The following is a 26,157-nucleotide window of genomic DNA, read 5'->3' as shown; positions in this document are numbered from 1 at the left end:
CTTAATGGTGATTGACGGTTGTAGTTTTTCATTTGTATTATATGGGTATTTGTGTGTTTGTTTGGTGCTACAAGTAATTTTACGACTTATACGTGCAAAAGTGCAAAAACGCTACAATTAACTGCAATTTTTTTCGAACAATAATTATACCATAATACTATTTTATGGTTTAAGGCGTTGTAGCAATTTTTTCAAGTGGCTTAATTGTAAAATATTTTTGAATTCGGGCGTGTCGAAACCGCCTTTATCCATCACCAGCTTTAAGCCTCTGTTAAAGCTTCTTACCGATATACCCAAGTAGGCGGCCATGTCTTCTTTGGAGATAGAAATGTGTTCGTCGGCCTGAAGTTTTAATAATTTTAAAAGTGCATACTCCAGGGTGTACAGCTGCTGAAAGGCGGCCCGTGTACTGGTTTGTATAATCCTGGTAGACAGTTCCTGGAGTAAGATTGTAGTAAATTCACTACTTTTATTAATCAGCGAATGGAAAAGATGATCAGGAATTACATATGCGGTAACATCGCTAATAGCCGCTACATTGCATAAACAATCTATCTTTTTTAAAGCCTCAAGCTCGCCCACAATTTCCCCTTTGCTCAAAAATTCGATGATAAAATCCTTTCCGTTCTCTTCAGAAATGAAACATTTGCTTATTCCATCTTTAATCACATAAATATTGCTGATTTTTTCGCCCTGTTCAATAAAACGGTATCCTGCTTTAAAGCTTTTGAGTGTAACTTTTGCTTCAGCATTTTCCTCATAGAGACGTTCGATAAAGGATAAAAAGGTAAGATTGGTACGTAACATATGCTATCGGTCGGGACAAATGTCCTTTTTTAAAGGGCTGCACCGTGCTATTTTTGTGCCACAAAAGTAAGCATAACCATGAAAAATAAGATTACCGTAATTGCTTTTGATGCCGATGATACCCTTTGGGTAAACGAACCTTATTTCCGGGAAACCGAAGAACGCTTTGCTGATCTATTGGAAGACTTTATGCCTCGCCACAGCATTATGGCCGAGTTATATAAAACCGAAGTGGCCAATTTACCACTTTATGGTTATGGCATTAAAGGTTTTATGCTGAGCATGATCCAAACAGCCATGCAGGTTACCATGGGGAAAATTGATCCCATCATTGTAGAAAAAGTACTCGAACTGGGCAAAGAGATGCTTAACAAACCGATAGAGCTGTTAGATGGGGTAGAAGAAGTATTAAAAGCTTTACATGGAAAATATAGGTTAGTTGTGGCTACCAAAGGCGACTTGCTCGATCAACAGCGGAAACTCACTAAATCCGGTCTCGATCATTACTTTCATCATATCGAAATCATGAGTGATAAACAGGAAAAAGATTATCAAAAACTGATCAGGCACCTGGATTGTAAACCAGAGGAGTTTATGATGTTGGGCAATTCGTTAAAATCGGATATTTTGCCGGTGCTCAACATCGGTGGCCATGCCGTACACATCCCTTATCACACTACCTGGATACACGAAAGCATCGATCATACCATCGAACACCCCAATTTTTATGAGGTGGAAAGTCTGGCCGGAGTTTTACCGCAATTAATAGTATGAAAGAAAAAATAGATATAAACAACTGGATCAGAAAAGATCATTTTAATTTTTTTAGCACTTTTGAAGAACCCTTCTTTGGTGTTACGGTAGAGGTAGATTGCACCGCTACCTACCAGGAGGCAAAAGAAAACAATCTGTCGTTCTTTCTGCTTTACCTGCACAAATCGCTGCTTGCCGCAAACAGGATAGCGCCTTTCAGTTACCGCATTATAAATGGAGAAGTTTGGAAATACGATACTGTAAATGCAGCTCCTACCATAAACAGGCCAAACGGTACTTTCGGGTTTGGCTATATGGATTTCTATGAGGATTTTGAAGAATTCAGAGCAGAAGCCAACAAGGAAATTGAAAAAGTACAGGCTAACACCGGTTTAATCCCTTCCTCATCAGGTGAAAATGTAATCCATTATTCTGCATTGCCCTGGTTAAATTTCACTTCCATATCGCATGCCCGTAATTACGCCCATCATGACAGCTGTCCGAAAATATCTTTTGGTAAAGTGCGCGAAGAGAAAGGGAGGAAAATAATGCCGCTTTCCATCCATGTGAACCACGCGCTAATGGATGGCTATCATGTTGGTCAGTTTGTAGAGATCTATCAGGATTTATTAAACAAAAAAAGTTTAAGGCCCAGGTTTAGTCAGGCATTTAAATAAATTAAACCTAAAAAAAACTTAATACGAGGTTAACATAGGGATTTTATTTTCGGTAATGTTTATAGCTGCCGTAATTATTCCTTTCTATCTGCTGGCCATGGTAACCATGTGTTATATGGATACGGTATACAAAGCGGTAATGTTTTTGGTGATGTTGCTGATTGCAACATTTATACTGTTCCTCTTTATCAATTATCCTTTCCAATCGGCTGTTACGGTAATCTGTTTTATGGGCATGTTTGCCTTTAAACCGAAAGATTGATCAAAAAGATCAATTATCATTTGCAATCGACAAAGTATTTGCTATTTTTGCAGCGCAAGCAAAAATCTTGTTTTTCATAACGGGTTGGGTTATGGAATAATCAAAATTCGGGGGATTAGCTCATTTGGCTAGAGCGCTTGCCTGGCAGGCAAGAGGTGACCGGTTCGAATCCGGTATTCTCCACCATTAAAAGCCGATTTATTTGATAAATCGGCTTTTTTATTTCCCAAAAATGAGTATTACCTAATTTCACATTTTTGTTTTACATTCCATTCTGACACGATTAATGCTTCAGTACAAGCTTAATGCAAGCACCTCCGCCTGCAGCCAGTCTGACATTTAATACATCTTTTCTACTGATACTCTTTTTTACTACTTTGTAAGTTTCACGGTTTGTTAAATAGTCTGCATTATCCCCATCTTCTATAACCTCAGCCACAAAAGTACCCTTCGGTAAAAAAGACATTGGAATCTGAAGTAGCCTTCCCTTTTCGTTTGTTGCAGCACCTACCAGGTACACGCCGTTTGAAGCCTGCCGCATGGTTACGATATATTCCCCAATTTCACCTGCCAAAGTTTTACTTTCCTTCCAGGGCATTTTCTGGGCTGACAGAAAGTTGAGCAGTTCAGGATATTTCTCATAATACTCGGGAATATCGGGAATAACGGTTGCCCCCGAAAAAGTGATTAAGGTGCGGGCAGCCTCCGAAACCACCGTGGAAGGAACTTCCATATTGTTATCTTTTCGGGTGGTTTTTCCCTGGCGGAGATCGAACATGCCATTGTTCATATCAACCGGCCCTGCAATCATATTCACAAAAGCCGAGGTTACAAACGTTTTAGGATAAAAAATATCCCGGCCATCCAGCTGTGCTTTGCAGTATTCGCGGGTAACGGCATTTGGCCAGGTACGCATTTGTCCATACGGATGCACCGGTCCATCATGGAAATCAACCAGCAGTTTGTTTTTTGCACACAGTTCGGTAAGCATTTTTGTCCGGATATTTTTTTCTTCGGGACTACCTGACATAAAACCATACTTTACACCAGCAGCCCCCCACTGATGATATTGTTCCAATGTTTTTTCTATTGGAAATTTCTTTCCACCCACATCGTTTAGATAGAGCCACACGCCCACACCTTTTTCTTTCCCGTATCTGATAATATTTTGTACATCTTTTGCCTTATCTCCTTTTAAAGGATCCGAGTCTTTTGAAAATTCCGGACCGTACCAGTTGGCATCGAGTACCAGGTGGGGAAAACCTTGTTTGGCGGCAAAATCGATCATTTTAACCCACGAGGTATAGTTCATCCCATAATGGAAGCCTTCCCAAACTGCACCATCTATCCTCCAATCCCAAAGTGCCACACCCGGCTTAACCCAGGAAAAATCCATTTTAGGGTCGGGGTTTAACAATTCCAGTAAGTGCGAATCAACCAGTTTACCTGGTGTATTTCCAGAAAAGATGACTCTCCAGGCAGAGTGGTAGCCCGGATAAAGTTTCTGCGGTTTAGAAGTAACCGAAAATAAAAGGTTGCCTTTTTTTGACCGTAGTTTAAGCGGTTCGCCTTCGTCTAAACAGGCCTCATGAATAGCCATATATTGGTTGCTGTCAGCTTTAATGGTCATCACCGGCATTCGTTCGCCCTCAGCTTGCGAGAGCAATTCGGGCCCGATATTATGCCGTTCAAAATTATAGTACCAGGCCGTAAAATCACCCTTAAAATTAAATCCTGTAAGTTCAGATTTAACCGCCTGTTCAATTTTACTTTCCTGTGGGATAAGGTATTGGAATGCAACACCGTCATTGTATGCCCGCAACACTATGTTGATTTTATCTGAACTGTTGACTGCTGAAGACAACTTAATTATTAGTTCGTTATAATGATCAGAAACCAGTTGTCTCTTGCCCCAAACGGGTTTCCATACAGTGTTTACTGTTTTTCGGTTCTGAGCAGTAACTATCCATCCTGTAGAAGGGATTGTGCCATTTTTTACTGTTTCAAACCCCATTGGTGACCTGTCTATTAATAATTTTTTGTTGGCAGAAAAGCTATAGTAATAATTCCCATCAGGCTGTTTATATACATCGATTTCCAGCTTTTTATCTGGAGAATACAAGGTATATGACTTCTGAAGGGGCTGGGAATATCCTGCACAAACAGAACATTGGAGAATTAAAAATAGACTTAAAAATTTCAGGTTTTTAAAAGACCTGCCTGGTTTAAATTTCATTGTATGTACTGCTTTAATATATTGATTTATGATCAGTTAATAAATATAAAAAATAGCCGAGGTTCTGCAAGCTGTTTCTAATAGATGCATTTAATATCAACTCCCATACTCAATTGTGGAAAAAAATATTTTACCTTAGAAAAGGATGTTTGTTTAGTCAGTTTTTGTATTTCGTAAATCTATTTTCTTTCGCATACCTGTGTTAAAGGCTTATTTATCCTTTCCTGATCTGTATAATACCACTTATGCCAAGACTCTTCAGCTTGGATCTAATGTGTTGTAATGGGATAATGTAAGATTGTATCAATTTCAAAAATCTTTATATTATTTTTAGCCAAATCTTTTTATCGCCATGGGGAAAAACACCGGCATGCTTCCTTACTATACCGAAATTAATGATTTTTTGGCTTCCATTCCATGGCCTGAGCGGACAACAAACCCGGATTTTTATTGTCTGAGGTTGACACCGATCGAAGGTGGTCAGATGCCAGTTTACAGGCCTCCTTTTAAGCGATCGTTTTATTTTTTCGCGTTGCTTTTCAATTCTGGTGAAATTAAAGTGGAATACGGGGAGCAGACCATTCAGGATCCTGAATCCTATTTGGTATTCCATTCGCCAAACCTGGTTTATAGTTTTGCCCATAATAACGCGCTGGAGGGATACGTGGTTTATTTTAAGCCCGATGCTTTTTCTTTTTTTAAGCCGGGGTTCCATCGCCAGTTCAAACTGTTCGATCCCCATCGCACCAATCTGTTTAAGTTTGATCACAAGATGTTTAGGCAGTTAGCCCCACATTTTGAGTCCGTTTTTACTGCTTATGAACATTCTGAGAAAGATGCCCACCTGGAAGCGCGATTGAAATTACTGGGGTTGTTGTGTCATTTGCAGAATTGTGCACTGGAAAGTAAACAGAAGGAGGAGCGAAACAGCAGGCCGGAACTATTAATGCGTGACTTTTTACAGTTGATCGAAAACAATTATATCCATAAACGCAGTATCAAAGAATATGCTGACCTGCTTGCAGTCACCCCAAATTATCTTTCAAGGTCTGTTAAGCAGGTTTCGGGGCGCAATGCATTGGCTTTTATTACGGAGCGTTTGGTTTCTGAAGCCAAATTGCTCGTCCGGTATACTGATATGGAGATTTCAACGATTGCCTACCAGCTGGATTTTTCGGATCCGGCTAATTTTGGTAAATTCTTTAAAAAGCATACAAGGTTTTCTCCCTCAGCCTTCCGCAATCAGCATAAGGGATTAAATTGACCTGTAAAACCAACATTTAAACCTATCTTTTCAATCTGCTTCTGCCGTTATTTGCCTGACAAATTTAAATTTATGCCAAGCAAAATATTTATCAATCTGCCGGTAAAAGACCTGGGCAGATCCATTGAGTTTTTTACAAACCTGGGTTTCTCCTTCAACGCGCAGTTTAGCGATGAGAAGGCCGGTTGTATGGTCATTAGTGAGAGCATCTTTGTGATGCTGCTAACCGAAGCCTATTTCAGCTCATTTATTGATACCGAAATCTGTGATGCCAACCACCAAACAGAAATGCTCATTGCGCTCGATGCGAGCTCAGTAGAGGAGGTAAAAGAATTTATCAGCAAAGCAGAATCCCTTGGGGCCAGGATTTACGCCGACCCCAAAGACCACGGATTTATGTACCAGCATAGTTTCGCTGATCTGGATGGACACAAGTGGGAGCTGGTATTTATGGATATGAACCAGTTTGGACAATCTTAATAACCTGGAAATGGAAAAATTAAAATATGACCCTGCTATTGATGCCTACATTGCTAACGCTGCAGATTTTGCCCGGCCAGTTCTTGAACATTGGCGCCGGCTCGTGCACGAGAACTGTCCGGATGTGGATGAAGCAATTAAATGGGGAATTCCTCATTTCGATTATAAAGGAGACCACATGTGTGTGATGGCTTCGCACAAGGCACACTGCTCCTTCACTTTTATAAAGGGTGAACTGATGAGAGATTCAAGGTTAAAGGCCGCAAAAGACTTAAAAGCCACTAGCCGGTTCCTTGGTAAAATAACTAAGCTTAGCGAGCTGCCTCCCGATCAGGAATTTATCGACATGATCAAGGAAGCGGTGCAATTGAACGAGCAAGGGCTAAAGATCAAGCGCGAAAAAAAAGAAGATGATAAACCTAAAGTACTTGATACGCCTGATTATTTCCTGGATGCATTGGACAGCGAGCCAAAAGCCAAAGCAGTTTATCTGAGCAAATCAAATTCATTCCGTAAAGAATATATTGTATGGATTAGCAGCGCGAAGACTGATGAAACCCGGCAAAAACGGATGCAGGAAGCAGTAGCCTGGATAGCCGAAGGAAAAGGCAGATTTTGGAAGCACCAAAAGTAATGCTGTGAGAGGAACTCTGAACCAGTCTTTGCTGTCCCGTTCTAAGCTTAGTCATTTCATTCTTCTGCAAAGAAAAACCCGGGGAGATTGTGGAATTAGAAAATAATGCAATCTCCCTTCAATTCTTTCGCTGAAAGTAATACCTGTTATGCTTTTTTACCTCATATGTTAACCCTTTTTCATTCCTGACAATCAATCCAGGGTAAAACTTACTTGCTAAATATGTTAAAGGAGCGATTAGTGCATGAAATTTTTTACGACCTTTAAAGAACCAATTTGGGGATATTATGATGTATATATTGTTGCAGACGATTGAAAAAGCAGTAAATGATATTATTTTGAACATAAAGCTGTGTTAAAAATTCTGTAATCTTACGCTAAGCATAGAACTTCATATTGTTAAAAAAAACAATTTTATTGTCAGTTTTTTATAAAAAAATCGTGACCTTTACATTTGTTTTTTACCTGTTTTTTTATCCAAACTCACGGGCTTAGATTTTTTTGAGTAGAAAAAATAGTTAGCAAGATTTAATAAAATATATATCTGAAGGTTAGTGGAGTATTATGAAGTCTATACTGACGGGGAGCTTTCGCAGAAATTAAGTCAGGGCGATAGAAAAGCTTATGTAACTATTTACGACCGTTATTATAGTCTGCTCTATCTTTATGCTTTCAAGAAGCTAGGGAATAGGGAAGAAGCTAAAGATATCATTCAGGAGATTTTCATCAGCCTTTGGGAAAAACATCGGGAAATTACATTCGATGTGTCATTGTCTTCCTACCTGTACCGCTCTGTTCGTAATAGGGCATTGAATATTTTCGCACACCGCGAAGTAGAAAAGAAATACCTTGATTCGTTGCAGGATTTTCTTGTGCAGCATCATCAAAGTGCAGATTACCTTGTTAGGGAGAACGATATCGCTGAACTCATTGCCAGGGAGATAGAAAACCTTCCGCCAAGTATGCGCAAAATTTTTTTACTGAGCAGAAACGAACACCTCAGCTACAAACAAATCGCCGAAGCCCTTAATATTTCCGAAGAAACAGTAAGAACACAGATGAAAAGAGCATTGAAAACACTTCGGGTAAAACTGGGTGTTTTTGTATACTGGTTTGTTTTTATTTAATGTGAGGTTAAAAACTCTGAAATGTGATTTCGTTAAATTTACCGTGGAACGTCCGAAATCATATTTAATATGGAATAAGGTCTTGAAATATCATGGTTATAATACGATCAACTTCCACGATCAGTTATACATAGCCAATATTATGACCACATTTCTTAGGAATTTTCTCTTTAAAAAGTGAAAATTCACGTTTCTGAAAAATATTTTATCCTCTTGTCACCCTCAGCCTCCGCTAATCTGTCATGGTTATAATTGCTGTTAAAAACTTCAGTTACAATTCAATCTACCCTAGAAAATTATGAAAAATGCACAAGAATTACTAGCACGTTACCGTGCTGGAAAAAGTTCTGAAGAAGAAAAATTAATGCTCGAAAAATGGTTTCACGAAGTTGGAAATGAAGAAGTGTTCCAGCTTTCAGAAAAAGATTTTAGTATACTTAAAACCGAAATGTGGCAGGTTATCGAACATACAGCAGAAAGAAAATCTTTTAGGCTTTGGCATAAGCTGTCAACCGCCGCGGCAGTTATTGTTGTGGTTGGCGCTGGTTTGTTATATTACCTCTCCCGGCAGGAAACAGCCCAGCCCATGGTGCAACTGGCAAAAAACGACATTGCGCCAGGAAAAGACAGTGCTTACCTGATTTTAGCAGATGGTAAGCGTATTTCGCTAACGGATGCCGCAAATGGAAATATTGCCAATCAAGCCGGTGTTTCAATCGCCAAAACTGCATCGGGGCATGTTATTTATCGGGTAGCTGATACTGAAAATGGGGTTTTGGCATTCAACACCATCGAAACCCCCCGTGGTGGGCAGTACCAGGTACAACTTCCCGATGGCACTTTGGTTTGGCTGGATGCAGCCTCTTCATTGCGGTTTCCAACATCGTTCAAAGGGCAGGCCAACCGTAAAGTAGAGCTTAAGGGTGAAGGGTATTTTGAAGTGGCAAAAGATAAAAACCATCCATTTTATGTGAAATCGGGGCAGCAGGAAGTGGAAGTGCTGGGCACACATTTTAACATCAATGCTTACGATGACGAGCCTTTCGCCATTACTACGCTAATAGAAGGTTCTGTTAAAATTACTTCAGCAGATCGTAACATCAAGTTAAAACCGAATCAGGCAGGGATAAATAAAAACGGTCAATTGGGCGTAAAAGAAGTAAGTGATGCGCAAGATGCCATCGCCTGGAAGAATGGATTTTTTCAATTTGACGATGAAGACCTGCAAAGTGTAATGCGTAAAATGGCACGGTGGTATGATGTGGAAGTCGAATTTGCCGGACAATTTAAAAACAGCAGGTTTAGTGGAGTGATGTCGAGGAGTAAAAGCTTAAAAAATGCCTTAAAGGTTATGGAAGCAACAGAGAATTTCAGTTTTAAATTAGAAGGGAGGAAGCTTATTGTAAAGAATTAAAGCTAAATAACTTAACCAAAACCTACAGGAACGGAAATAATCAGGAGCGTCGGAAGCGCCCCTGATGAGTAAAGGTTTCTGTTAACATACCAATACATATATCAACAAACTAAAAACCGATTTAACAAATGTATGAAATTTTACATGTGAAAAAGCATGGGAGAAACCCCTATGCCTTTAAATTACGATTAATTATGAAGCTAACCACTTTATTGATTTTTGCCTTTCTGTTTCAGGTAAGGGCTGCTTCGCTAGCGCAGATTACTATCGTAGACAAACAAATTACACTCGAACGTGTATTTAAGGAAATCCGAAAGCAAGCGGGGTACGATTTTTTCTATAATAATGACCTGATCAGGAACATGGCGCCTGTATCCCTCAATCTGCACCAAGTGAATTTAACCACTGTACTTGATGCCAGTTTGAGTGGATTGCCTATTCAATATAAAGTAATCGAAAATTCAGTAGTAATTACCGCAAAAGCCAATAGCCATGTGGCAGGACAACCAGCGCCGGTTAAAGTGGAAATTGTGGTACTCGATGAAAATAACAAACCTATTCCAGGTGCTTCTGTTGTGCTCCAAAGCACAGGGAAAGGGCTAGGTATTTCAGACAAAAACGGTAGAGTTATCATTTCCGATGTAGAAGAAGGAGATGTATTGATCTTTCGATACATTGGTTATGCTCAAAAAACAATTACCATCGGCAGTAAAAGAACAATTGAGGTAAGCTTAGAACCCGTTAGCAGCGTACTGAATGATGTAAGCATCTCTACAGGTTACCAGGTTATTAAGCCAGAACAAAGTACAGGAAGTGTGGCCATCATGAACCATAAAGATTATGATAGCAGGATCAACACTACCGACTTTTTGACTTCCCTGCAAAACAGAATTCCGGGCTTGTTGATCAATGGCGACATAAAATTTGAAGGAAATAGTTTATTCCAGATCCGTGGTATTTCTACTATCAATGGTAGCAGGCAGCCCTTGATTGTAATTGATGGTTTCCCCACTGAACTTTCACTTGCAACCATAAATCCTAACGAAATTGAATCTGTTACGGTACTAAGGGATGCCGCTGCAGCAACCATATATGGGGTGCGTGCCTCTAACGGTGTAATTGTCATTCAACGAAAAAAGCCTAAAATCGGGAAAACGAACATCGTTTACCGGATGACCTACGGATTTAAGCCAAAAGAAGATTACGAGCGTTACCGTTGGGATAAAGACGGTTCAAATACAGTTATTGAATACGTAAAGGCAAACAACCAAAATATTGCACCAACTACCTGGACTCGAATGCTGGATCCTACCCTTAGTAGGCTTACCAGCTATGACATGCCTTATAGTATTCTGGCGCAAAAAGCAGCTGGTATTATCTCTGCTGATGAAGCTACCCGGCAGTTAGAAGCCTTAAAACTTTACAATAACACAAAAGCCTATAGCGATCTGTTTTTGCAAACTGCAACTACCCAGACCCATAACCTCGACCTCTCTGGTGGAAATGAAAATGCCACTTATTTCATTACCGCAAATTATAGCCAGGGTACAGCAAACCTCATCAAGAACGGGAATAGCAGGTTTGGGCTTTCTGCAAGAACTAATTTAAAACTATCTAAACGCTTCTCTTTAGACTTAACTACTAACTTCCAGCAGTCTGATGATTATGCTGCACCTGTACCGTCAATCACCACTTTTTATCCATATGAACGCTTGCAGGACAATAACGGAACACCGCTTGCAACGTATTGGGGTTCTAAAATAGGTCCATTTTATAACGCAGTGATTACTAATTTAGGATTGCTCGATAACCTATATTATCCGGTTAATGAAGTAAACCTGGTTAACAATAAAACAAGGGTATTGAATAATCGTTTCACTGCAAATTTCCGTTACGATCTTGGAAAAGGATTTAATCTGAATTTTGGTGGGGTTTATGAAATCGCAAGTTCAGAGGCGAAACACCTGGCCAATCAGAATTCTGCAGAAGTTCGCCAATATGTAAATCGTTATACCGATCCCAGTTCAACAGGTTTAGTGTATAATGTGCCCATGGGTGATTATTTGCGCCAGTTAAATTCAAAAACAGAAGGTTATACGGTAAGAGCGCAATTAAATTATAATAAGCTTATTGCCAGGGATCATTCTATCAATCTGATTGCTGGGGTGGAGGTTAGGCGATTATTAACAACATCAGGGTCTGCTGCCTATTTCGGATATAGTGATCAAACTTTACAGCAACGCCCGGTAAATTATACGGTCATCCAGTCATCAACTTATTCTTCTACGTACGGTAAAGCTAATCCATCTCTGTCTTATGATAATTTATTCGCACAGACCTATGGCGATGATCGTTTCCTTTCAGGTTATACGAATGCCGTTTATTCTTATAAAGACAAATATTCGTTAACAGGAAGCATGCGTATCGACCAGGCAAACTTATTTGGATCTGATCCTAAAAACCGTTACAGACCATCTTGGTCGCTAGGTGCTGGTTGGAATATTGATAAAGAAAAATTTGTTCAATCGCTGGGTTGGCTTAACGCCGTAAAAATGCGTGCAGCGCTTGGTTTTAATGGAAATGTGGCTAAAAATGCACTTCCGGAGGTGATCGCTACAAACGGGCTGAATTTTTTCGATAATAATATTAAGTCCCTCAGCTTGCTCTCTCCGGCAAACAGCAAACTGCGCTGGGAGCAGACCTATAACCTCAACCTGGGATTGGATTATCGGATCTTTAAAAATATTACCGGTAACATCGATTACTACCTGAAAAAAAGTACCGATGTATTGGCGAACAACGAAATCGATCCTACAAAAGGTGTGGTTTCTGCAGTAGTTAATCAAAGCTCAATCCAAAATACCGGTCTCGAAATTGGCCTGCATGCAGACTGGATCAGCTCTAGAAAATTTAACTGGAACACGGGGCTGGTGGTTGCTAAGAATAACAGCAAACTTCTCAAGGTTTATACTGTAAACATACCTCCAAATAGCAGCTCTTCTTCATATGTCCTTACCAATACCAGTTACCTGCAAGGTTATCCGGTCGGAGCACTTTTCAATTATCGCTTTGCAGGAATTGATAACAAGGGAGCAACGTTGATTTACGATAAAGACGGGAACACGAAAAACATTGGAGTGAACGATAAAGGCATTAATGATGTTGATTATGCAGGTTCATCCATTCCATCATACAACATTGGTTTGAGTAACCGGTTTGATATCGGTAGCTTTTATGTATATACGATGCTAAACTACTTTGGTGGCTTTAGTACCCGCATGCCAATTCCGGATCCATCCGCAATGCGTCCTTTAGAAGGAGCCAATAATTATTGGCGCAAACCGGGTGATGAAAATATACCGGGTGTAATGCCATCCTTACAAAATAGTGTCTATAATGGTTACCTTGTGGCTACAGACCGTTTTACGGTTGATGGTACTTATTTTACACTGGGAGACGTAACCCTGGCCTATAGTTTCAGGAACAGTGGATTTGTAAAAAAAGCAGGTTTGGGCAATGTGGAATTACGTGTGCAGGGCTCTAATCTCTACACCTTTGCCCTGAATAAATATAACTATAGTTTAGCTACAGGCAGCTATGAGAAAAGTTATTTAACACCGACCTATACAATGGCTCTGCAAGTTAATTTTTAATTTTTTAAACGATAGAAATTAAATCATGAATAAATATATCTATAGTGTATTGGTGTTGGTTGTTTTGCTAACCTCATGCGATAAATATTTAGATGTTACACCAAAAGGCGTTCGCTTATTGCAAACCATTGGCGATTATGACAGTTGGCTAAACAATGTCGAGGTGGAATATTCAACCCCACCACTTTTAAACCAGTTCGATGACCATAAGGATCTTCCCAACATCAGCACCTCGCTAAGCAGCACAAACGAAAAGATGTACGTTTGGCAACCTCAGTTTGTAGAAACTGTTCCGGGTACTGCAGTGCTTTGGGCAAATTATTATAAAACAATCTACCTCTTTAACACGGTGGTTAATAATGCAGACAATGCAATTGACGGAACCGATCAGGATAAGCGCAGATTGAAAGCTGAAGGTTTATTGGGTAGGGCATTTGAATATTTATCGTTGGTTAACCTTTACGCAAAACCCTATAATCCGGCTACCGCGAATACAGATTTGGCCGTGCCTTTTGTTACCTCCATAGATGTAACCGATGATACGCCACCCAGGGCCTCTGTGCAGGAGCTTTATAACCACATCATCAGTGACATTAATACCGCAATTCCAGATCTTCCAAAAGATAATGCAAGCAATCGTTTCCGTGGCTCGAAGGCAGCAGGGTATGCAACTTTAGCACGCACCTACCTGTTTATGGGCAATTACACAAAAGCGGCGGAATATGCCCAATTGGCATTGAATAACGGGCCAAATGTTATTGTTGATTACGGGACATTAACGGATGCCACAGGAATAGCTCAGGTGATGAAGAGACCCGACGCCATTTATGCCCGTTTGGGAGGAACTGCTTATCTGACAACTGAAATTCCGACACTGGATTTCTTAAAGTCGTTCGATACGAAAGACCTTCGTTTGAAATTTTGGTACAGAGGAACTGGTGATTATAGCTTTACCGCTCGTGGCCAAGCAGTGTTCCAGCATTCAGGAATTCCGGCAGGCTTAAGCAATGCATCTCCAAACTGGGGAATTTCGGTGGCCGAAATGCACATGATCTTAGCTGAATCTGCAGCCCGTACAAACGACCTGGCCAAAGCCTGCGATGAACTTGATCAACTACGCAAGAAACGTTTCCTGGCAGTAAACTACCAGAAGTTTACTTCAAACGATAAAGACGTTGTACTTAATAAAATCTTTAGCGAGCGTAGTTTTGAATTCGCTTTCTGCGGTATGCGCTGGTTTGATATGCGCCGATTAAATGCAGAGGGTAAAATGCCAGCCGTGAACCGTTATAATGGAACAGGTGGGCTGGTTGCAACACTTGCTCCAGGTAGCGACCGGTATGTGCTGCGCATCCCGCTTCAAGTGATGTACTTTAATCCTTCTTGGCAACAAAATCCTTAATAACAAAATTAATAGCTGCCACAGCTTTCGGTTATCGGAGTGTGGCAGCTTTTATCAATAAAAACAAATGAAAAAGATAGTATATTACCTGTTTCTTCTTTTACCTGCCTTCGCGATGGCGCAAAAGAAAGAATTCATTCTCAAAGGCAAATTAACGGGACTGACTGTTCCTGCAATTACATCACTTAACTGTTACTATCCAGCATTGCATCTAACATCTGAAGTGAAAAATGGCTTGTTTGAATTTAGTGGAATGATAGATGAACCTTTGAAGGTGGTACTGACTATGGATCGCTTACCTAAGGTGCCGTTTAAGTTAGAACATATTGAGCTTTACATCGAGCCTGGAATAAATGTTCTGGAAAGCCCCACAGATTCAATCAAACATGCCAAAATTGTTGGCTCAAAGCTCAATGAAGATAACTTAAGGTTACAGGCATTGTTGCAGCCATTTGAAGTAAAAAAGAAGGCTTTAGATAATACTTTTTCATTATTGCCGGCAGATCAAAAGAAAAGTGAAGAGGCACGGACCGAGTATAAAAAAGAATCAAATGCTATTGATAGTGAGAAAAAAGCTGTTTATTTATCGTTTTATAAAGCTAACACAAACAGTTTTTTAGCGCTCTACTGCCTCAAACAATATGTAGGACCAACGCCAGATTACGGAACTGCTATAACATTGTTTAATAAACTATCGCAAGCCGTTAAGGAAACACCAACCGGTAAAGCCTATGCAGAAGAATTGGCCATGCTAAAAACAACAAACCTGGGTACTATTGCTCCAGACTTTACGCAGTTTAACGCTGAAGGAAAACCTGTTAAGCTTTCAGATTATAAAGGCAAATATGTATTGGTAGATTTTTGGGCATCGTGGTGCGGTCCCTGCAGAAAGGAAAATCCAAACGTTTTGAAAGCTTATAACAGGTACCATGAAAAAGGGCTGGAAATACTGGGAGTTTCTCTTGATGTGACTAATAGCGCATGGTTACAGGCCATAAAAGAGGATAAGCTGCCCTGGCAACAGGTATCTGATTTGAAAACACCCAATAAAGCAGCCGAATTATATGCCATAAAAGCAATCCCTCAAAATGTACTGATCGATCCTCAAGGCAAAATTGTTGCGAGAGACCTAAGGGGAGAGGAGTTGCATCAGAAACTGGCAGCATTGTTAAAGTAATTCGCTTAAATCTCTAAATAAAGCATTTGCTGCGTTTTTTAACCTGTTTTGGTAATTCGCAACCAATAATTAATTCAACGCCCGGATTTGATGTTTAACCTGGGCCATATTCAATAAATAATTCACTAATTATCAAATAATAACCATCATGAAAAAAATACTCATCCTAATCGCCATTCTATTCCCTTTCGTTACATGGGCGCAGGGTGGAAGCTATCAGCTCAACGCCACTTTTACTCAACTAAACGCGCCAGCTAAAGCCTATCTGGTTTCTGCTTCAAAAATTATTGATTCAGCTACACTGGTTGATGGCAGGTTCAGCTTTACTCACGAACTTGCCGAGCCAGAAATGGTCGGCCTGCTCATCCATCATCAAGGCGGTAATTATCCAGGCTGGAAGAATAGCCGTGATGTTACCACCTTTTATCTTGAAAATGGCACAATTACAATTACGGGAACCGACTCTGTAAAAAATGCTCAAATAAAGGCCGGCGTGGTAAACGACGATAATAATCGTTTAGATCGCATTGCTTTAGAGGCGACGGCACAAGCCAAAAAAGAAGTACAAGCCAAGCTGGCCAGTACAACAGAACAGCAGCGCAACGATCCAAAGTATTCGGATATCATCACGAAGATCTATTCGAATACTTTCAAAAAACTAACGAAAGATAAAGACTCACTTAAAAAGATTTTCATCAGTCAAAATCCAAACTCATTCATCAGTTTGGTTGCCTTAACAGAAATTGCGAAAAACGAGGATGACATAACTGAAATAGAGTCTCTTTATAAGAAACTTTCTACTACACTTAAAAATACACAAAAAGCAAAGGCGTTCAAAAAAAGTCTTTACAATAAAGAGGCTGCCGCTATCGGGAAAATTGCACCAGATTTTACACAAAATGATGTGAACGACAAGCCTGTTCACCTTTCTGATTTTAGGGGAAAGTATGTATTACTCGATTTTTGGGCATCATGGTGTGGCCCCTGCAGAAAGGAAAATCCGAATGTAGTTGTGGCATACCAAAAATACAAAGACAAGAATTTTACGGTTTTGGGTGTATCATTGGATCAGCCCGGTAAAAAAGATGCATGGTTGGCAGCTATTAAAGCTGATGGCTTACCCTGGACTCAGGTCTCTGATCTCCAATCCTGGAACAATGCTGCTGCCAAATTGTATCAGGTCAGTTCAATTCCTCAAAATTTCCTTATAGATCCTAACGGTAAAATCATTGCTAAAAATCTTCGCGGTGAGGCCTTGACCGAAAAACTGGCTGCGATTTTAAACTAATATAAAAAATGAACAGCGTTACTTGTGCTAGCATTAACCTTATCAGCAAAACAGACTGTGCATTGCTGGTAGTTTAATGGAGTTAGAGAGAAAAATGGGGCAAATCAAACTTCTGCTTGGTTTGCCCTATTTTAATACCCCTGTTGGGCAGGTGATAAAGACTCTCTCCCTGATTTGCGGGACTTGGCTATCATTAGTAAATTTTCAAGTAGAATAGATGATTTACAGTAGAATTGGATACTTAAAGTTTTACTTTTGGGCACAGAGCATAGTCACTATTCGGCTCGAAGTTTTCTGAAGGATTTTTACCCTTCGTATCTTTCAATCCAAGCTTTAATTTGTTGTTCTTTAGGAAGGAATGCAGTTAAAGGTTACAAAATCAGTTGCAAGGGAAAATTGCTGTAATCATCACAACAGCGCTAAAAATCCCTCAGCGTAGCATATACACCATAAGATTGGGCATCAACATCATATAATGGCCTGAGTGTATAATTCTTCTTAAAATTTTTAAGTTGAAAGGTATTGTTGTTGTGATCTAATACAGAAAGGTTTTTCAGCAGATCACTTGCCCCACCTTTCAAAATTACTTCGTTTTCCGTTTCAAAGGCCAGTAAAGCCGGACCATAGGAAATGGATATGACCTGCGGACTGTCTGGCATTTGTTTTACCTGGAAACCATAGTGAAATATAAGTTCAACCTCATCATTATCCTTCCAGGTCCTGTTCAGGTTAAGATACGATCCGGCTTCTGCATTAACAGATAGCTTCTTTTTGTTGAGGTATACTTCTGTACCCTGTGCCCAGGATGGGATAAAAAGCTTAAGTGAAAAACCAGTGCTCTTTTTTGTTTTTACCATGAAGTTTACAAGAGAATCTTTTGGCAATTCTCCTTTTTGCTCCAGGCTAATATTTTTCCGCTTCCACTCAACCTTTGAGGGCACATAAAGGTTTACATAGAGTGCCGAATCATTATGGTAGTAAATCCGGGTATTGAGCTGGGCGAAGGCTTCAGCACAGGAACCGGTACAGCAGGCATAATCATTTTCTTTGAGGTATTTTTTATTCCGGGGCGACCCTAGCGGCAAATGATAAATAAATGCACCGGTACTATTGCTTTGCGCAGGTAGTACCGCATTATAAAACATGTTCATATAGGCATCTGCATACTTTGCATCAGCTGTCCAGGTAAAGAGACTTGAGGTTAGTTTTTGCGTATTATGCGAAACGCAACTCTCTGCAATTTCTTTTGAAAGGGTAAAAAGATGCCCCGGCTCACCCCAGTGTTCAGCAGTAAGGGAGGTTTTGGTAGTGGCATTTGGCCGGGGGCCACTGCTGGAGCCGTTAACATAGGCGTGGCCTTTCATTAGTATTTCCCAAAAATTTGTTGCTGCTTCACGATAGCGGATATCGCCGGTAGTATTGTAGCCTTCAGAAAATCCGTTAACCAGTACCAGATGGGTATTGGAATGGAGTCCGGAGAGGATGTCGCGATTCTGCAGAAGCGGGTTGAAAAACCATTGGGGATCAAAAATTTTGGCTAGTGCCAGGTGCTTTGGATCTTTGGAAATGGCGTAGAGTTTGTACAAAACTTCGTTCATTGCACCCATCTCGTTCTGTGGATTTGCCTCCACGGTGTACATCATTCTTTCTTGCGTTTCTTTTGGCAATGCTGCCATCCGCTTATCTACATAGGAAGCCATCCCCAGCAGTATTTCATATGCCTTTTTGTTTTGCGTATGGATGTAAACATCGAGCATGGCCTGCATAATTTTTTGATACGTGTAATATGGCGCCCAAACCCCAGTAAACTTGGTCTCCAGGGTTTTAAAATCTTTATCTGGAAAAGCACTCAGATAGCCGTTTCCGAAAGCTTTCTGGCATTTATAAAGCTCATCGATCATGTATTTTAACTTCGATGTAAGTTCAGGCTGATGGTACTTCTCTACCAGGTGGGAAACTGCCGAAAGGTAGTGGCCCACAAAATGCCCGCGGAGGCCAATGCCGGGCGCTTCCCATCCTCCAAGCGGTTTGGCAGTAGAGGGAAGGCCTGCAGTAAGCCTGAAATTATGCAATAACCTGTCGGGTTCCTGGGCGTTTAGAAATGAAATATCCAGTTCTTCGCGATGTTTAATCCCTGAGTTGCTCAGGCTCACCTCCCCGTCGTTAAAAGGCGATACGGCAGTGTTTAAAACGGCAGGATGTTGAGAAAAGCAATTTAAGGTGACCAGGATAAAAAGGAATGTGATAACTAATTTTTGAAACATCGGTATTGAATAATTGTAAATACTGACACTAAATAACGGAACGGATACTCTGGGGGGCTGCGTTTGATCGATAATGGCTTAACGCTTTTTCCCGCAAAGGAAACCAAGAGCCTGTTTAAATTTTATTCGACTATTACATATAGCACTTTTTCTGTCACACTGAGCTTGTCGAAGTGCTTTCTTTGTACTAAAATAGTGGTCTTCGACAGGCTCAGACTGACATAGTAATCATTTTTATTGAATTTTAAACAAGCTCTAAAATATATATTTTTTGTAAAGATGTGTAAATAAAAGCTTAACAACACAGGGAAATCGTTTTTAACTTTTTACTGATAATTCTTCCTCTTTCTGCTCATGCCTAAGCATTATGTTTGCCACGGAAGCACGAAAAACAAGGAAAAACTTTATTTCTACTCCGTGATTTCTGTGTTTCCGTGTCTAATTAATTTTGCACATGTTTTAAAAGCAATTTCCCTGCATAACACCATTTTGCTTTATAGCAATTATAATTAAATTTATGGGATAGTACCGGACAGCTGTTTGCCAATTCCGAAAATTTCCAGTCGATGCTTTCGCCTTTACATTTATGTCCGGAGTGGTTTTAGGAAATATTTATTTTTTTTAAATAAATAGAGTATTAAATCTGATAAGCAGTGTCTTTTGTTAAATAGTTTAAAAAACTATAGATGAGTTGTTGAAGAGTTTTTATCTTCATCCTTGCGACCGGATATATTAAAGAATGAAAATTTAAAGTTTCATGCTGCTGTAGATAACATTTGCCTCAGCAAATTAAACAGGGTGGAAACGAATAAAAACCGATCAAAATTGGGAGCAGATTAATTCAGAACAATTTATCGCATGGAGGCTTAACTTCCCTCCAAATAAACTAACTAACCAATATAGACCAGTTAAATCTAAAATGTTCAAAAATATCTTTTAGAGCTAACAGTCCTAAGAACTTTTATTATCAACGAACAAACTATGCGTATTATTGTTGTTTTGTGTGTTTTTTTGTTGAATTTTTTGAGTGCTGCAATTGCATTTCAAAATGTTCAATCCGATCCACTTTCGAATAAGAAGCCTTTAGAAGATACTTCGAAAGTCTTGATCAAAAAGCAACCGGCTAAGTCAAAGGGTTTTCAGAGTGTTCCAGTACCTATAAAATCTAAATTCCCTGCTAATAGTATACAACAATACCTTAAAGGAAATGTTGCAGGATTATATGCTACCGAGGCCAGTGGTGAGCCTGGAACTTATCAGTATATGTTTATCCGTGGTACATCTACTCCTTTGATCACCCAGGAAGACGTACTAAAAACCCAACCATTAGTGGTTATTGATGGATTGCCTGTTCTTTCATACGAAAACCCTTTTGTTTATGATATACAAAGGCCTGATTATAGTTTTAATAGAATAGGCCCTTCAACCAATCTGCTTGCAGGGCTCAATATTGCGGATATAGAGTCGGTAGAAGTATTAAAAGACTTGTCTAAAACGGCCATCTATGGACCCCGCGGAGCAAACGGTGTAATTTATATCCGTACAAGGGCTGGGTCAACAACATCAAATATGAGTTTTAACTCTTCCTTTGGTGTTGCCGCAAAACCATCAATTACCACCTTAAACGGAGGCTATGAAGATAGTTTCAGGCAACGCTTTTATACCAGGTACGCTACCCCGGTGCAGTTACAGTCCTATCCTGGTTTTTTGCGCGATTCGATTACGACCAAATATTATGGAGAGTCATCCTGGGCAGATGCATATTATAAAAATGCATTAATATATAATGCTGATGCGCTGATGTCCGGAGGGTCTAAAAGGGCCACCTTTAAATTCAACGTAGGAACACAAAAAAGTGCTGGTAACGCTGACGAGACCGCTCTGAATAAATATTATACGTCTATTGACCTGAGTATTATACCAAGAAGCTGGATCACGGTGAGTGCTAATATAAAAGGTACAAGGTTAGACCGGAGCCGGAACAGATATAACAGGGACCGCCTGGCAGAGGTAGGTTATTTACCAGACCTGGCAGAAGCTCCGGCACCAAATATAGACAGTTATAATTCGTTCATCAATGAGTTTAACAAAGGATTCGATAAGAACTATAACAATATTGCGAATGGTTTTTTAAATGTGGCCATTAAGCTGCCTTTAGATATCAATTACAATACACGTTTTGGGGTGAGTTACAATGAAGGCGGTAGAGACCTGTTTTATCCGAGTACATTATTAGATAATTCGAACTATGCATCCAACTACTTTGGTCTTAGCCAGCGCCTGGTTTATGATAATTCACTCAACTACAAAATTGACCTGAAATCAAAGCATTCTTTTGATTTTGCAGTTGGCAGTTCTATACAATGGGATCAAGACCGGTACAGCTATTCTTATGCCTATAAAGGTGTAAGTGACTATTTAAAGGTAAATTTGCTCAAGGCGGGCAATTTTAACTCTAATGGAGCTTTTAGAGACCAGTTAACCTTCAAGTACCTTGACCAAACCGCTACGAACCTTTTATCTTTTTACACATCCGGAACCTATAAGTTTAAAGATTTTTACAGTGCAAGTTTATTGCTCAGGACGGATGGGGCATCTAATATGCAGCCGGTTCACCGCTGGTTCTTTTCTCCGGTGATTTCAGGCGCCTGGGACATCAAAAATCACAAACTCGCTAAATCTCCGATCGTTTCGGCTTTAACGCTCAAAGCGAGTGTGGGGCGCATTGGTATTGCTCAGTTAACCGATCGCATTTCATTGGGAACGCAATATGCATCAGAAGCTGGCTGGTCAAATGATCCCAGAATTCCTTCTTACCTGAATACCGCAACGTTGATGAGGTCTTACTTATACGGATACCTGGGTTATGACATCCCATGGAGTTATAACGAGCAGTTAAGTGCCGGAGCAAGCTTTGGTTTTTTTAAAAACAGGATCGTTGGAGAATTGAGCTTTTATTCAACAACAACAAAAAACCAGCTGATTAACATTCCGGGGGCTGCAGAATACGGTTATACAGGGTTGTTTCAGCCGGGTATGGACATTAATAACAAAGGTATCGATTTATTTTTATCAGCAGATATTTTAAAATCTGCTTCAAAGAAAAGTTTTAATTGGAACTCTTCTATCAATCTGAATTTTAATCGCAATACCTTAAAAGCTTTGCCGGGTGGCATATCCGAAATCATTATTGGTGATAGAAAACTACAGGTTGGCCAGGCCGTAGATCAGTTTTGGGTATTAAAGAATAATGGTGTTTACAATGCTGATGACGAGGTTCCCGTGAACCCGTCTACAGGAAATAAAATGACCTATAAAGGCACCGAATTAAAAGCAGGAGATCCGAAATGGGCAGACATCAATGGTGATTATAATGTTGACGATAAAGACAAGATGCTAACAGGCCATATCTTACCCGCAGTTTCAGGAGGCTGGAACAACAGCCTGAAATATAAAAAATGGGACTTGCAAGCCAATTTCTATTTTAATTTAGGTAGAAAAGTGCTGAATCAGAATATGGCTGACCGTTTCAATTTCATTAACCGCGAAGCCGAGAACAGCATCAATTCGGTAAAAGAGTTTACGTTTTGGCAGGAGCAGGGCAACGCGGCTTTATATCCTATCTATAACCCATGGAGCCCGGTTATTCCCTACAGGTCAGAGCAGGATCTGTTTTTGGAAAACGCCTCATTTTTTAAGCTTAGGAGCATTAGTCTTGGCTTCGACCTGACCGATAAGTTGCTCAAGTCTAATAAGGCAACAAGATTTAAATCTTTCTATGTTTTTGCTTCTGCGAGTAATTTATTCACCATAACATCATATTCTGGCCGTGATCCCGAACTGGTTAATACAAGTGGTATTGATACCGGATACGGGCTTTCCTTGCCCATGATGTTTGCTGCCGGATTAAAAGTTGATTTTAAATAGTTTTTAGAAATGAGAAAATTAAGTTATATAATGCTCATTAGCCTATTGCTTCCCTTATTAGGTTGCAAGAAGATTTTAGATACAGGCTCTACACGTGCTGTCGGAGAAGTAAATATGTGGAGCACTTTAGAAGATGCAAGAGCCGCATTGTTCGGGGTTTATGCACTTAACAGGGCTGCAATGTCTGATAATAACCGGCATGTTATTTACGGAGATGTTCGATTGGCCGATTTTGAGCCTACTTCAAGGCTTGATCTTAAGGCTATCCACAATAACATGCTGAATGCCGATTATAAGCTAATCAATGACCTCTCAGATTGGCGCCCGTTTTATGCCACCATTAATGCCGCAAATTTATACCTGGAAAGAATTCACGAAGTGTATGAAAAGGATAAAAGATTTGTAGAGCAAACCTATAATTTAGACAGGGCGCAGGTAAAAGCTTTAAGGGCCTTCACTTATTTTTACATGTGCAGGATATGGGGCGACGTGCCACTCATCCTATCTTCGCACGAAGGAAGTTTTACCAATAAGCCACGTGATCCACAGGACAAGATTTTTGCTGCAATAGAACAGGATTTGCTCGAGGCAGAACCCAAATTGCCTTATGCTTATGATGGTTTTGATCCTGAACAAACCGGATTGTATTATGGACAGAACATCGCAACTTACTACGGCTACGGTTACCTGGTTAGCAAACAGTCGGTTTGGACCATGCTTGCTCATATGTATGCCTGGAGGGGCGATTATGTAAACGCTGCCATTTACGCGCAAAAGATAGTTGATAAAACCGTGAGGCCTTCAGGATCCGGAGCAGCATTAGCCGGAACATTCCGTAATGTAAATGACGGACTTACAGTAAACATACGTTACATCGGCTACATGTGGGGGGCAAATCACCCTGCAGTACTGTTTGCAGTAGCCCGTGGTGAATTGGCGACATCTGATGTAATAGAAGAATTAACTGCCGCTGACCCTATTGTTCCAAACCGAAGAATCCCGGCAATTTACGTACCTAAAGACAGTTTATTCTCCATTTATAATGAGGGTACGGATGCCCGTTTCGCTGTAGATAGTGTAACAAAGATTGTGAGGTCGGCCGATGGCTTTTTTACAGGATTTGATAAACCCTATCCTGTTTTCAGGAAAATATTTGTACCATGGTTTAGTTTCCCAAATAAGCAAGGTATTAATGTGCCCTCAGACTTAGGCGTTTTTGCCAGCCCAATCGTTTTTAGCAGGTTTACAGAAATGGGGCTACTCTTAGCGGAATGTAAGGCAGCCTTGAATGATAAGGAAGGCGCTATAACGATCCTGAACCAGGTAAGGGTTAATAACAGTGTACCAGCCTATGTAAGCGAGCGAGACAATGGCCCGCTGGTTGATGCCATCTTCAAAGAAAGAAGGCGTGAGTTGATTGGCGAAGGGTGGCGATGGTATGATTATGTCAGATTTAAGAAAATCAAAAATAACGATCCAAAGTTTAACCAGCTCATCCAAAGTGGCGGTATCTACTGGCCAGTTTCCCGTACGTTGATCAGTCAAAATCCAATGTTAACACAATATCCTTATTGGAAATAATATGAAGAGATTTAGTATTATGATAATGACACTCGGCTTGGTAGCAGGGGCATTATTAACATCTTGTCAGAAAAATGAATTAAAAAGCGGTCTTTCAGAAACCGGGAGGGGGTTCTCTGGTAATACTTACGATTACCTCAAGAGCAAACCCGGAATCTTCGATTCGTTACTATTTGTGATTGATCGGTTGAAATTAGCCGATGTGCTGAAATCAGATTCAGTGACCCTTTTTGCTGTTACAAATACCAGTTTCAGACTGGCTTCTGACGACTTAAATGCACAACGATTGCGTACAGGCAAAAAGCCTATCTACCTGAAAGATTACCGCCTGGATCAACTGGATAGCCTGATGTGCCGTTATATACTCAAGGGCACTTTTTCTTCTAAAAAATTATCTGTTCTTAACGGAATAACTGTTTTTGCCCACAAATACGGATATGAACTGAACGCTAAGGCAACCGCTTCGTCGGCAATGGGGCAGGTGGGCGCAGGCCCCTCATCAATCGTTTACAGCAGTAAAAACAGAACAGAGTTTAAAGCGAACTGGTCATCAGCCATAGCCTATTCTATAGATATACCAACCAGGAACGGTTTGGTACATGTAATCGACGATAAGCACTTTTTTGGTTTTGGATATTACAGTAAGCAACCTTCAACACCTTTCCGCGATTTTGCATTCAGATTACCTGAAACATTCGATATGGATTCGGAGCCTTTGGAAGCAGAAGATTATGATAACGGAGGCTGTGGAGTAGCCTATCACGATACCAGGAGCCCTTGCAACGAGATTGACGGACGATACTGGAATGATGGCGGACAATATCGGACTGGCGAAGGGGTAGATATCTGGGGACAGCCTGCAGCATATAATAAAGGTATTTTTTATCGGCAAGGTTACAGGATTGGTGCCATGAGAACGGGCGAATGGACCAACTATTCTATTGAGGTACCCGCAGATGGTAATTACGAAATCAAATTACACTATAGTGTTCAAAACAGTACGGGCAATCCTCCTGCATACTGCGACCTCCGGCTTGATTGGAAGCTATTGGCCAGGCGTGTTGCGCTGCCGATAACCGCAGGAAAGATGGATGAATTGAAAGCAGGCACCTTTTCTTTAACAAAGGGAATTCATTACCTGACTTTTTGCACCATGACCTCTGTACCTGATTTAAGTTTCGATGCTTTCGTATTTAAACGCGTTAACTAAT

The 26,157-nt window shown here is 40.3% G+C and carries 18 protein-coding genes and 1 tRNA gene; 16 read left to right on the top strand and 3 right to left on the bottom strand.

What is annotated here, in order from left to right; genetic code table 11:
* Positions 1-162 precede the first annotated feature (162 nt).
* Positions 163-807: a Crp/Fnr family transcriptional regulator gene (locus ACFSR6_RS08050; protein ID WP_379077366.1), complete on the bottom strand. Its 645-nt coding sequence runs from the start codon at positions 805-807 to the stop codon at positions 163-165.
* A 78-nt stretch (positions 808-885) separates the two neighbouring features.
* On the opposite strand from ACFSR6_RS08050, the gene ACFSR6_RS08045 reads away from it, so the two are divergent.
* From ACFSR6_RS08045 to ACFSR6_RS08030, 4 genes are all read left to right on the top strand, one after another.
* On the top strand, positions 886-1,581 hold the full coding sequence (locus ACFSR6_RS08045; protein WP_379077363.1) for an HAD family hydrolase: 696 nt from the start codon (positions 886-888) through the stop codon (positions 1,579-1,581).
* The gene (locus ACFSR6_RS08040; RefSeq protein WP_379077360.1) at positions 1,578-2,237 is read left to right on the top strand and encodes a CatA-like O-acetyltransferase; all 660 of its coding nucleotides are present in this window, start codon (positions 1,578-1,580) and stop codon (positions 2,235-2,237) included. The genes ACFSR6_RS08045 and ACFSR6_RS08040 overlap by 4 nt, the downstream gene beginning before the upstream one ends.
* A gap of 55 nt (positions 2,238-2,292) precedes the next feature.
* Positions 2,293-2,499 (top strand): hypothetical protein, encoded by a 207-nt coding sequence (locus ACFSR6_RS08035; RefSeq protein ID WP_379077359.1) that lies wholly within the window; start codon positions 2,293-2,295, stop codon positions 2,497-2,499.
* A 109-nt stretch (positions 2,500-2,608) separates the two neighbouring features.
* Positions 2,609-2,685, top strand: a tRNA-Ala gene (locus tag ACFSR6_RS08030).
* Positions 2,686-2,782: 97 nt separating this feature from the next.
* Here ACFSR6_RS08030 and ACFSR6_RS08025 read toward each other — a convergent pair.
* The gene (locus ACFSR6_RS08025) at positions 2,783-4,735 is read right to left on the bottom strand and encodes a glycoside hydrolase family 97 protein (protein WP_379077357.1); all 1,953 of its coding nucleotides are present in this window, start codon (positions 4,733-4,735) and stop codon (positions 2,783-2,785) included.
* A 352-nt stretch (positions 4,736-5,087) separates the two neighbouring features.
* Here ACFSR6_RS08025 and ACFSR6_RS08020 point away from each other — a divergent pair, with 352 nt between their 5' ends.
* The 9 genes from ACFSR6_RS08020 (at position 5,088) to ACFSR6_RS07980 (ending at position 17,174) form a co-directional block, all read left to right on the top strand.
* Entirely contained in the window at positions 5,088-5,999 is a 912-nt protein-coding gene (locus ACFSR6_RS08020; protein ID WP_379077355.1) for a helix-turn-helix domain-containing protein, read from the top strand.
* 72 nt (positions 6,000-6,071) lie between these two features.
* Entirely contained in the window at positions 6,072-6,479 is a 408-nt protein-coding gene (locus ACFSR6_RS08015) for a VOC family protein (RefSeq protein WP_379077353.1), read from the top strand.
* A gap of 10 nt (positions 6,480-6,489) precedes the next feature.
* Complete coding sequence (locus ACFSR6_RS08010; protein ID WP_379077350.1) at positions 6,490-7,113, top strand: YdeI/OmpD-associated family protein; 624 nt, start codon at positions 6,490-6,492, stop codon at positions 7,111-7,113.
* 554 nt (positions 7,114-7,667) lie between these two features.
* Positions 7,668-8,240 (top strand): RNA polymerase sigma-70 factor, encoded by a 573-nt coding sequence (locus ACFSR6_RS08005; protein WP_379077347.1) that lies wholly within the window; start codon positions 7,668-7,670, stop codon positions 8,238-8,240.
* A gap of 298 nt (positions 8,241-8,538) precedes the next feature.
* On the top strand, positions 8,539-9,654 hold the full coding sequence (locus tag ACFSR6_RS08000) for a FecR family protein (RefSeq protein ID WP_379077344.1): 1,116 nt from the start codon (positions 8,539-8,541) through the stop codon (positions 9,652-9,654).
* 194 nt (positions 9,655-9,848) lie between these two features.
* Positions 9,849-13,307: a SusC/RagA family TonB-linked outer membrane protein gene (locus ACFSR6_RS07995; protein ID WP_379077341.1), complete on the top strand. Its 3,459-nt coding sequence runs from the start codon at positions 9,849-9,851 to the stop codon at positions 13,305-13,307.
* 25 nt (positions 13,308-13,332) lie between these two features.
* Positions 13,333-14,709 carry a RagB/SusD family nutrient uptake outer membrane protein gene (locus tag ACFSR6_RS07990; RefSeq protein WP_379077338.1) on the top strand — a complete coding sequence of 459 codons (1,377 nt, stop codon included), beginning with the start codon at positions 13,333-13,335 and terminating at the stop codon, positions 14,707-14,709.
* A 67-nt stretch (positions 14,710-14,776) separates the two neighbouring features.
* The gene (locus ACFSR6_RS07985) at positions 14,777-15,886 is read left to right on the top strand and encodes a redoxin domain-containing protein (RefSeq protein ID WP_379077336.1); all 1,110 of its coding nucleotides are present in this window, start codon (positions 14,777-14,779) and stop codon (positions 15,884-15,886) included.
* A gap of 148 nt (positions 15,887-16,034) precedes the next feature.
* Complete coding sequence (locus tag ACFSR6_RS07980; protein ID WP_379077333.1) at positions 16,035-17,174, top strand: redoxin domain-containing protein; 1,140 nt, start codon at positions 16,035-16,037, stop codon at positions 17,172-17,174.
* Positions 17,175-17,593: 419 nt separating this feature from the next.
* Here the strand turns inward: ACFSR6_RS07980 and ACFSR6_RS07975 are convergent, their stop codons facing one another.
* Positions 17,594-19,438, bottom strand: coding sequence for a beta-L-arabinofuranosidase domain-containing protein (locus ACFSR6_RS07975; RefSeq protein ID WP_379077331.1), 1,845 nt, complete (start codon positions 19,436-19,438; stop codon positions 17,594-17,596).
* Between the two features lie 981 nt (positions 19,439-20,419).
* Between ACFSR6_RS07975 and ACFSR6_RS07970 the strand changes: the two genes are divergently transcribed.
* From ACFSR6_RS07970 to ACFSR6_RS07960, 3 genes are read left to right on the top strand one after another with little or no spacing between them, the layout of a single operon-like run.
* Positions 20,420-23,365: a SusC/RagA family TonB-linked outer membrane protein gene (locus ACFSR6_RS07970; protein ID WP_379077328.1), complete on the top strand. Its 2,946-nt coding sequence runs from the start codon at positions 20,420-20,422 to the stop codon at positions 23,363-23,365.
* Between the two features lie 9 nt (positions 23,366-23,374).
* Positions 23,375-24,946, top strand: coding sequence for a RagB/SusD family nutrient uptake outer membrane protein (locus ACFSR6_RS07965; RefSeq protein ID WP_379077325.1), 1,572 nt, complete (start codon positions 23,375-23,377; stop codon positions 24,944-24,946).
* Between the two features lies 1 nt (position 24,947).
* The gene (locus ACFSR6_RS07960; RefSeq protein WP_379077322.1) at positions 24,948-26,156 is read left to right on the top strand and encodes a fasciclin domain-containing protein; all 1,209 of its coding nucleotides are present in this window, start codon (positions 24,948-24,950) and stop codon (positions 26,154-26,156) included.
* Position 26,157 lies beyond the last annotated feature (1 nt).

This window comes from Pedobacter vanadiisoli (assembly GCF_042684385.1).
In the GTDB taxonomy this organism is placed as follows: Bacteria; Bacteroidota; Bacteroidia; order Sphingobacteriales; family Sphingobacteriaceae; genus Pedobacter; species Pedobacter vanadiisoli.
Note: the sequence above shows the minus strand (reverse complement) of the source record. Positions and strands in the feature narration are given on the sequence as shown.

Excerpts from the sequence above, each read along its gene's own strand:
- ACFSR6_RS07985 (WP_379077336.1), top strand. The coding sequence starts at position 14,777 with ATGAAAAAGATAGTATATTACCTGTTTCTTCTTTTACCTGCCTTCGCG.
- ACFSR6_RS07995 (WP_379077341.1), top strand. The coding sequence starts at position 9,849 with ATGAAGCTAACCACTTTATTGATTTTTGCCTTTCTGTTTCAGGTAAGG.
- ACFSR6_RS08050 (WP_379077366.1), bottom strand. The coding sequence starts at position 807 with ATGTTACGTACCAATCTTACCTTTTTATCCTTTATCGAACGTCTCTAT.
- ACFSR6_RS08040 (WP_379077360.1), top strand. The coding sequence starts at position 1,578 with ATGAAAGAAAAAATAGATATAAACAACTGGATCAGAAAAGATCATTTT.
- ACFSR6_RS08035 (WP_379077359.1), top strand. The coding sequence starts at position 2,293 with ATGTTTATAGCTGCCGTAATTATTCCTTTCTATCTGCTGGCCATGGTA.
- ACFSR6_RS08010 (WP_379077350.1), top strand. The coding sequence starts at position 6,490 with ATGGAAAAATTAAAATATGACCCTGCTATTGATGCCTACATTGCTAAC.
- ACFSR6_RS08025 (WP_379077357.1), bottom strand. The coding sequence starts at position 4,735 with ATGAAATTTAAACCAGGCAGGTCTTTTAAAAACCTGAAATTTTTAAGT.
- ACFSR6_RS07980 (WP_379077333.1), top strand. The coding sequence starts at position 16,035 with ATGAAAAAAATACTCATCCTAATCGCCATTCTATTCCCTTTCGTTACA.
- ACFSR6_RS08020 (WP_379077355.1), top strand. The coding sequence starts at position 5,088 with ATGGGGAAAAACACCGGCATGCTTCCTTACTATACCGAAATTAATGAT.
- ACFSR6_RS07960 (WP_379077322.1), top strand. The coding sequence starts at position 24,948 with ATGAAGAGATTTAGTATTATGATAATGACACTCGGCTTGGTAGCAGGG.
- ACFSR6_RS07990 (WP_379077338.1), top strand. The coding sequence starts at position 13,333 with ATGAATAAATATATCTATAGTGTATTGGTGTTGGTTGTTTTGCTAACC.
- ACFSR6_RS07975 (WP_379077331.1), bottom strand. The coding sequence starts at position 19,438 with ATGTTTCAAAAATTAGTTATCACATTCCTTTTTATCCTGGTCACCTTA.
- ACFSR6_RS08015 (WP_379077353.1), top strand. The coding sequence starts at position 6,072 with ATGCCAAGCAAAATATTTATCAATCTGCCGGTAAAAGACCTGGGCAGA.
- ACFSR6_RS08000 (WP_379077344.1), top strand. The coding sequence starts at position 8,539 with ATGAAAAATGCACAAGAATTACTAGCACGTTACCGTGCTGGAAAAAGT.
- ACFSR6_RS07970 (WP_379077328.1), top strand. The coding sequence starts at position 20,420 with ATGCGTATTATTGTTGTTTTGTGTGTTTTTTTGTTGAATTTTTTGAGT.
- ACFSR6_RS07965 (WP_379077325.1), top strand. The coding sequence starts at position 23,375 with ATGAGAAAATTAAGTTATATAATGCTCATTAGCCTATTGCTTCCCTTA.
- ACFSR6_RS08045 (WP_379077363.1), top strand. The coding sequence starts at position 886 with ATGAAAAATAAGATTACCGTAATTGCTTTTGATGCCGATGATACCCTT.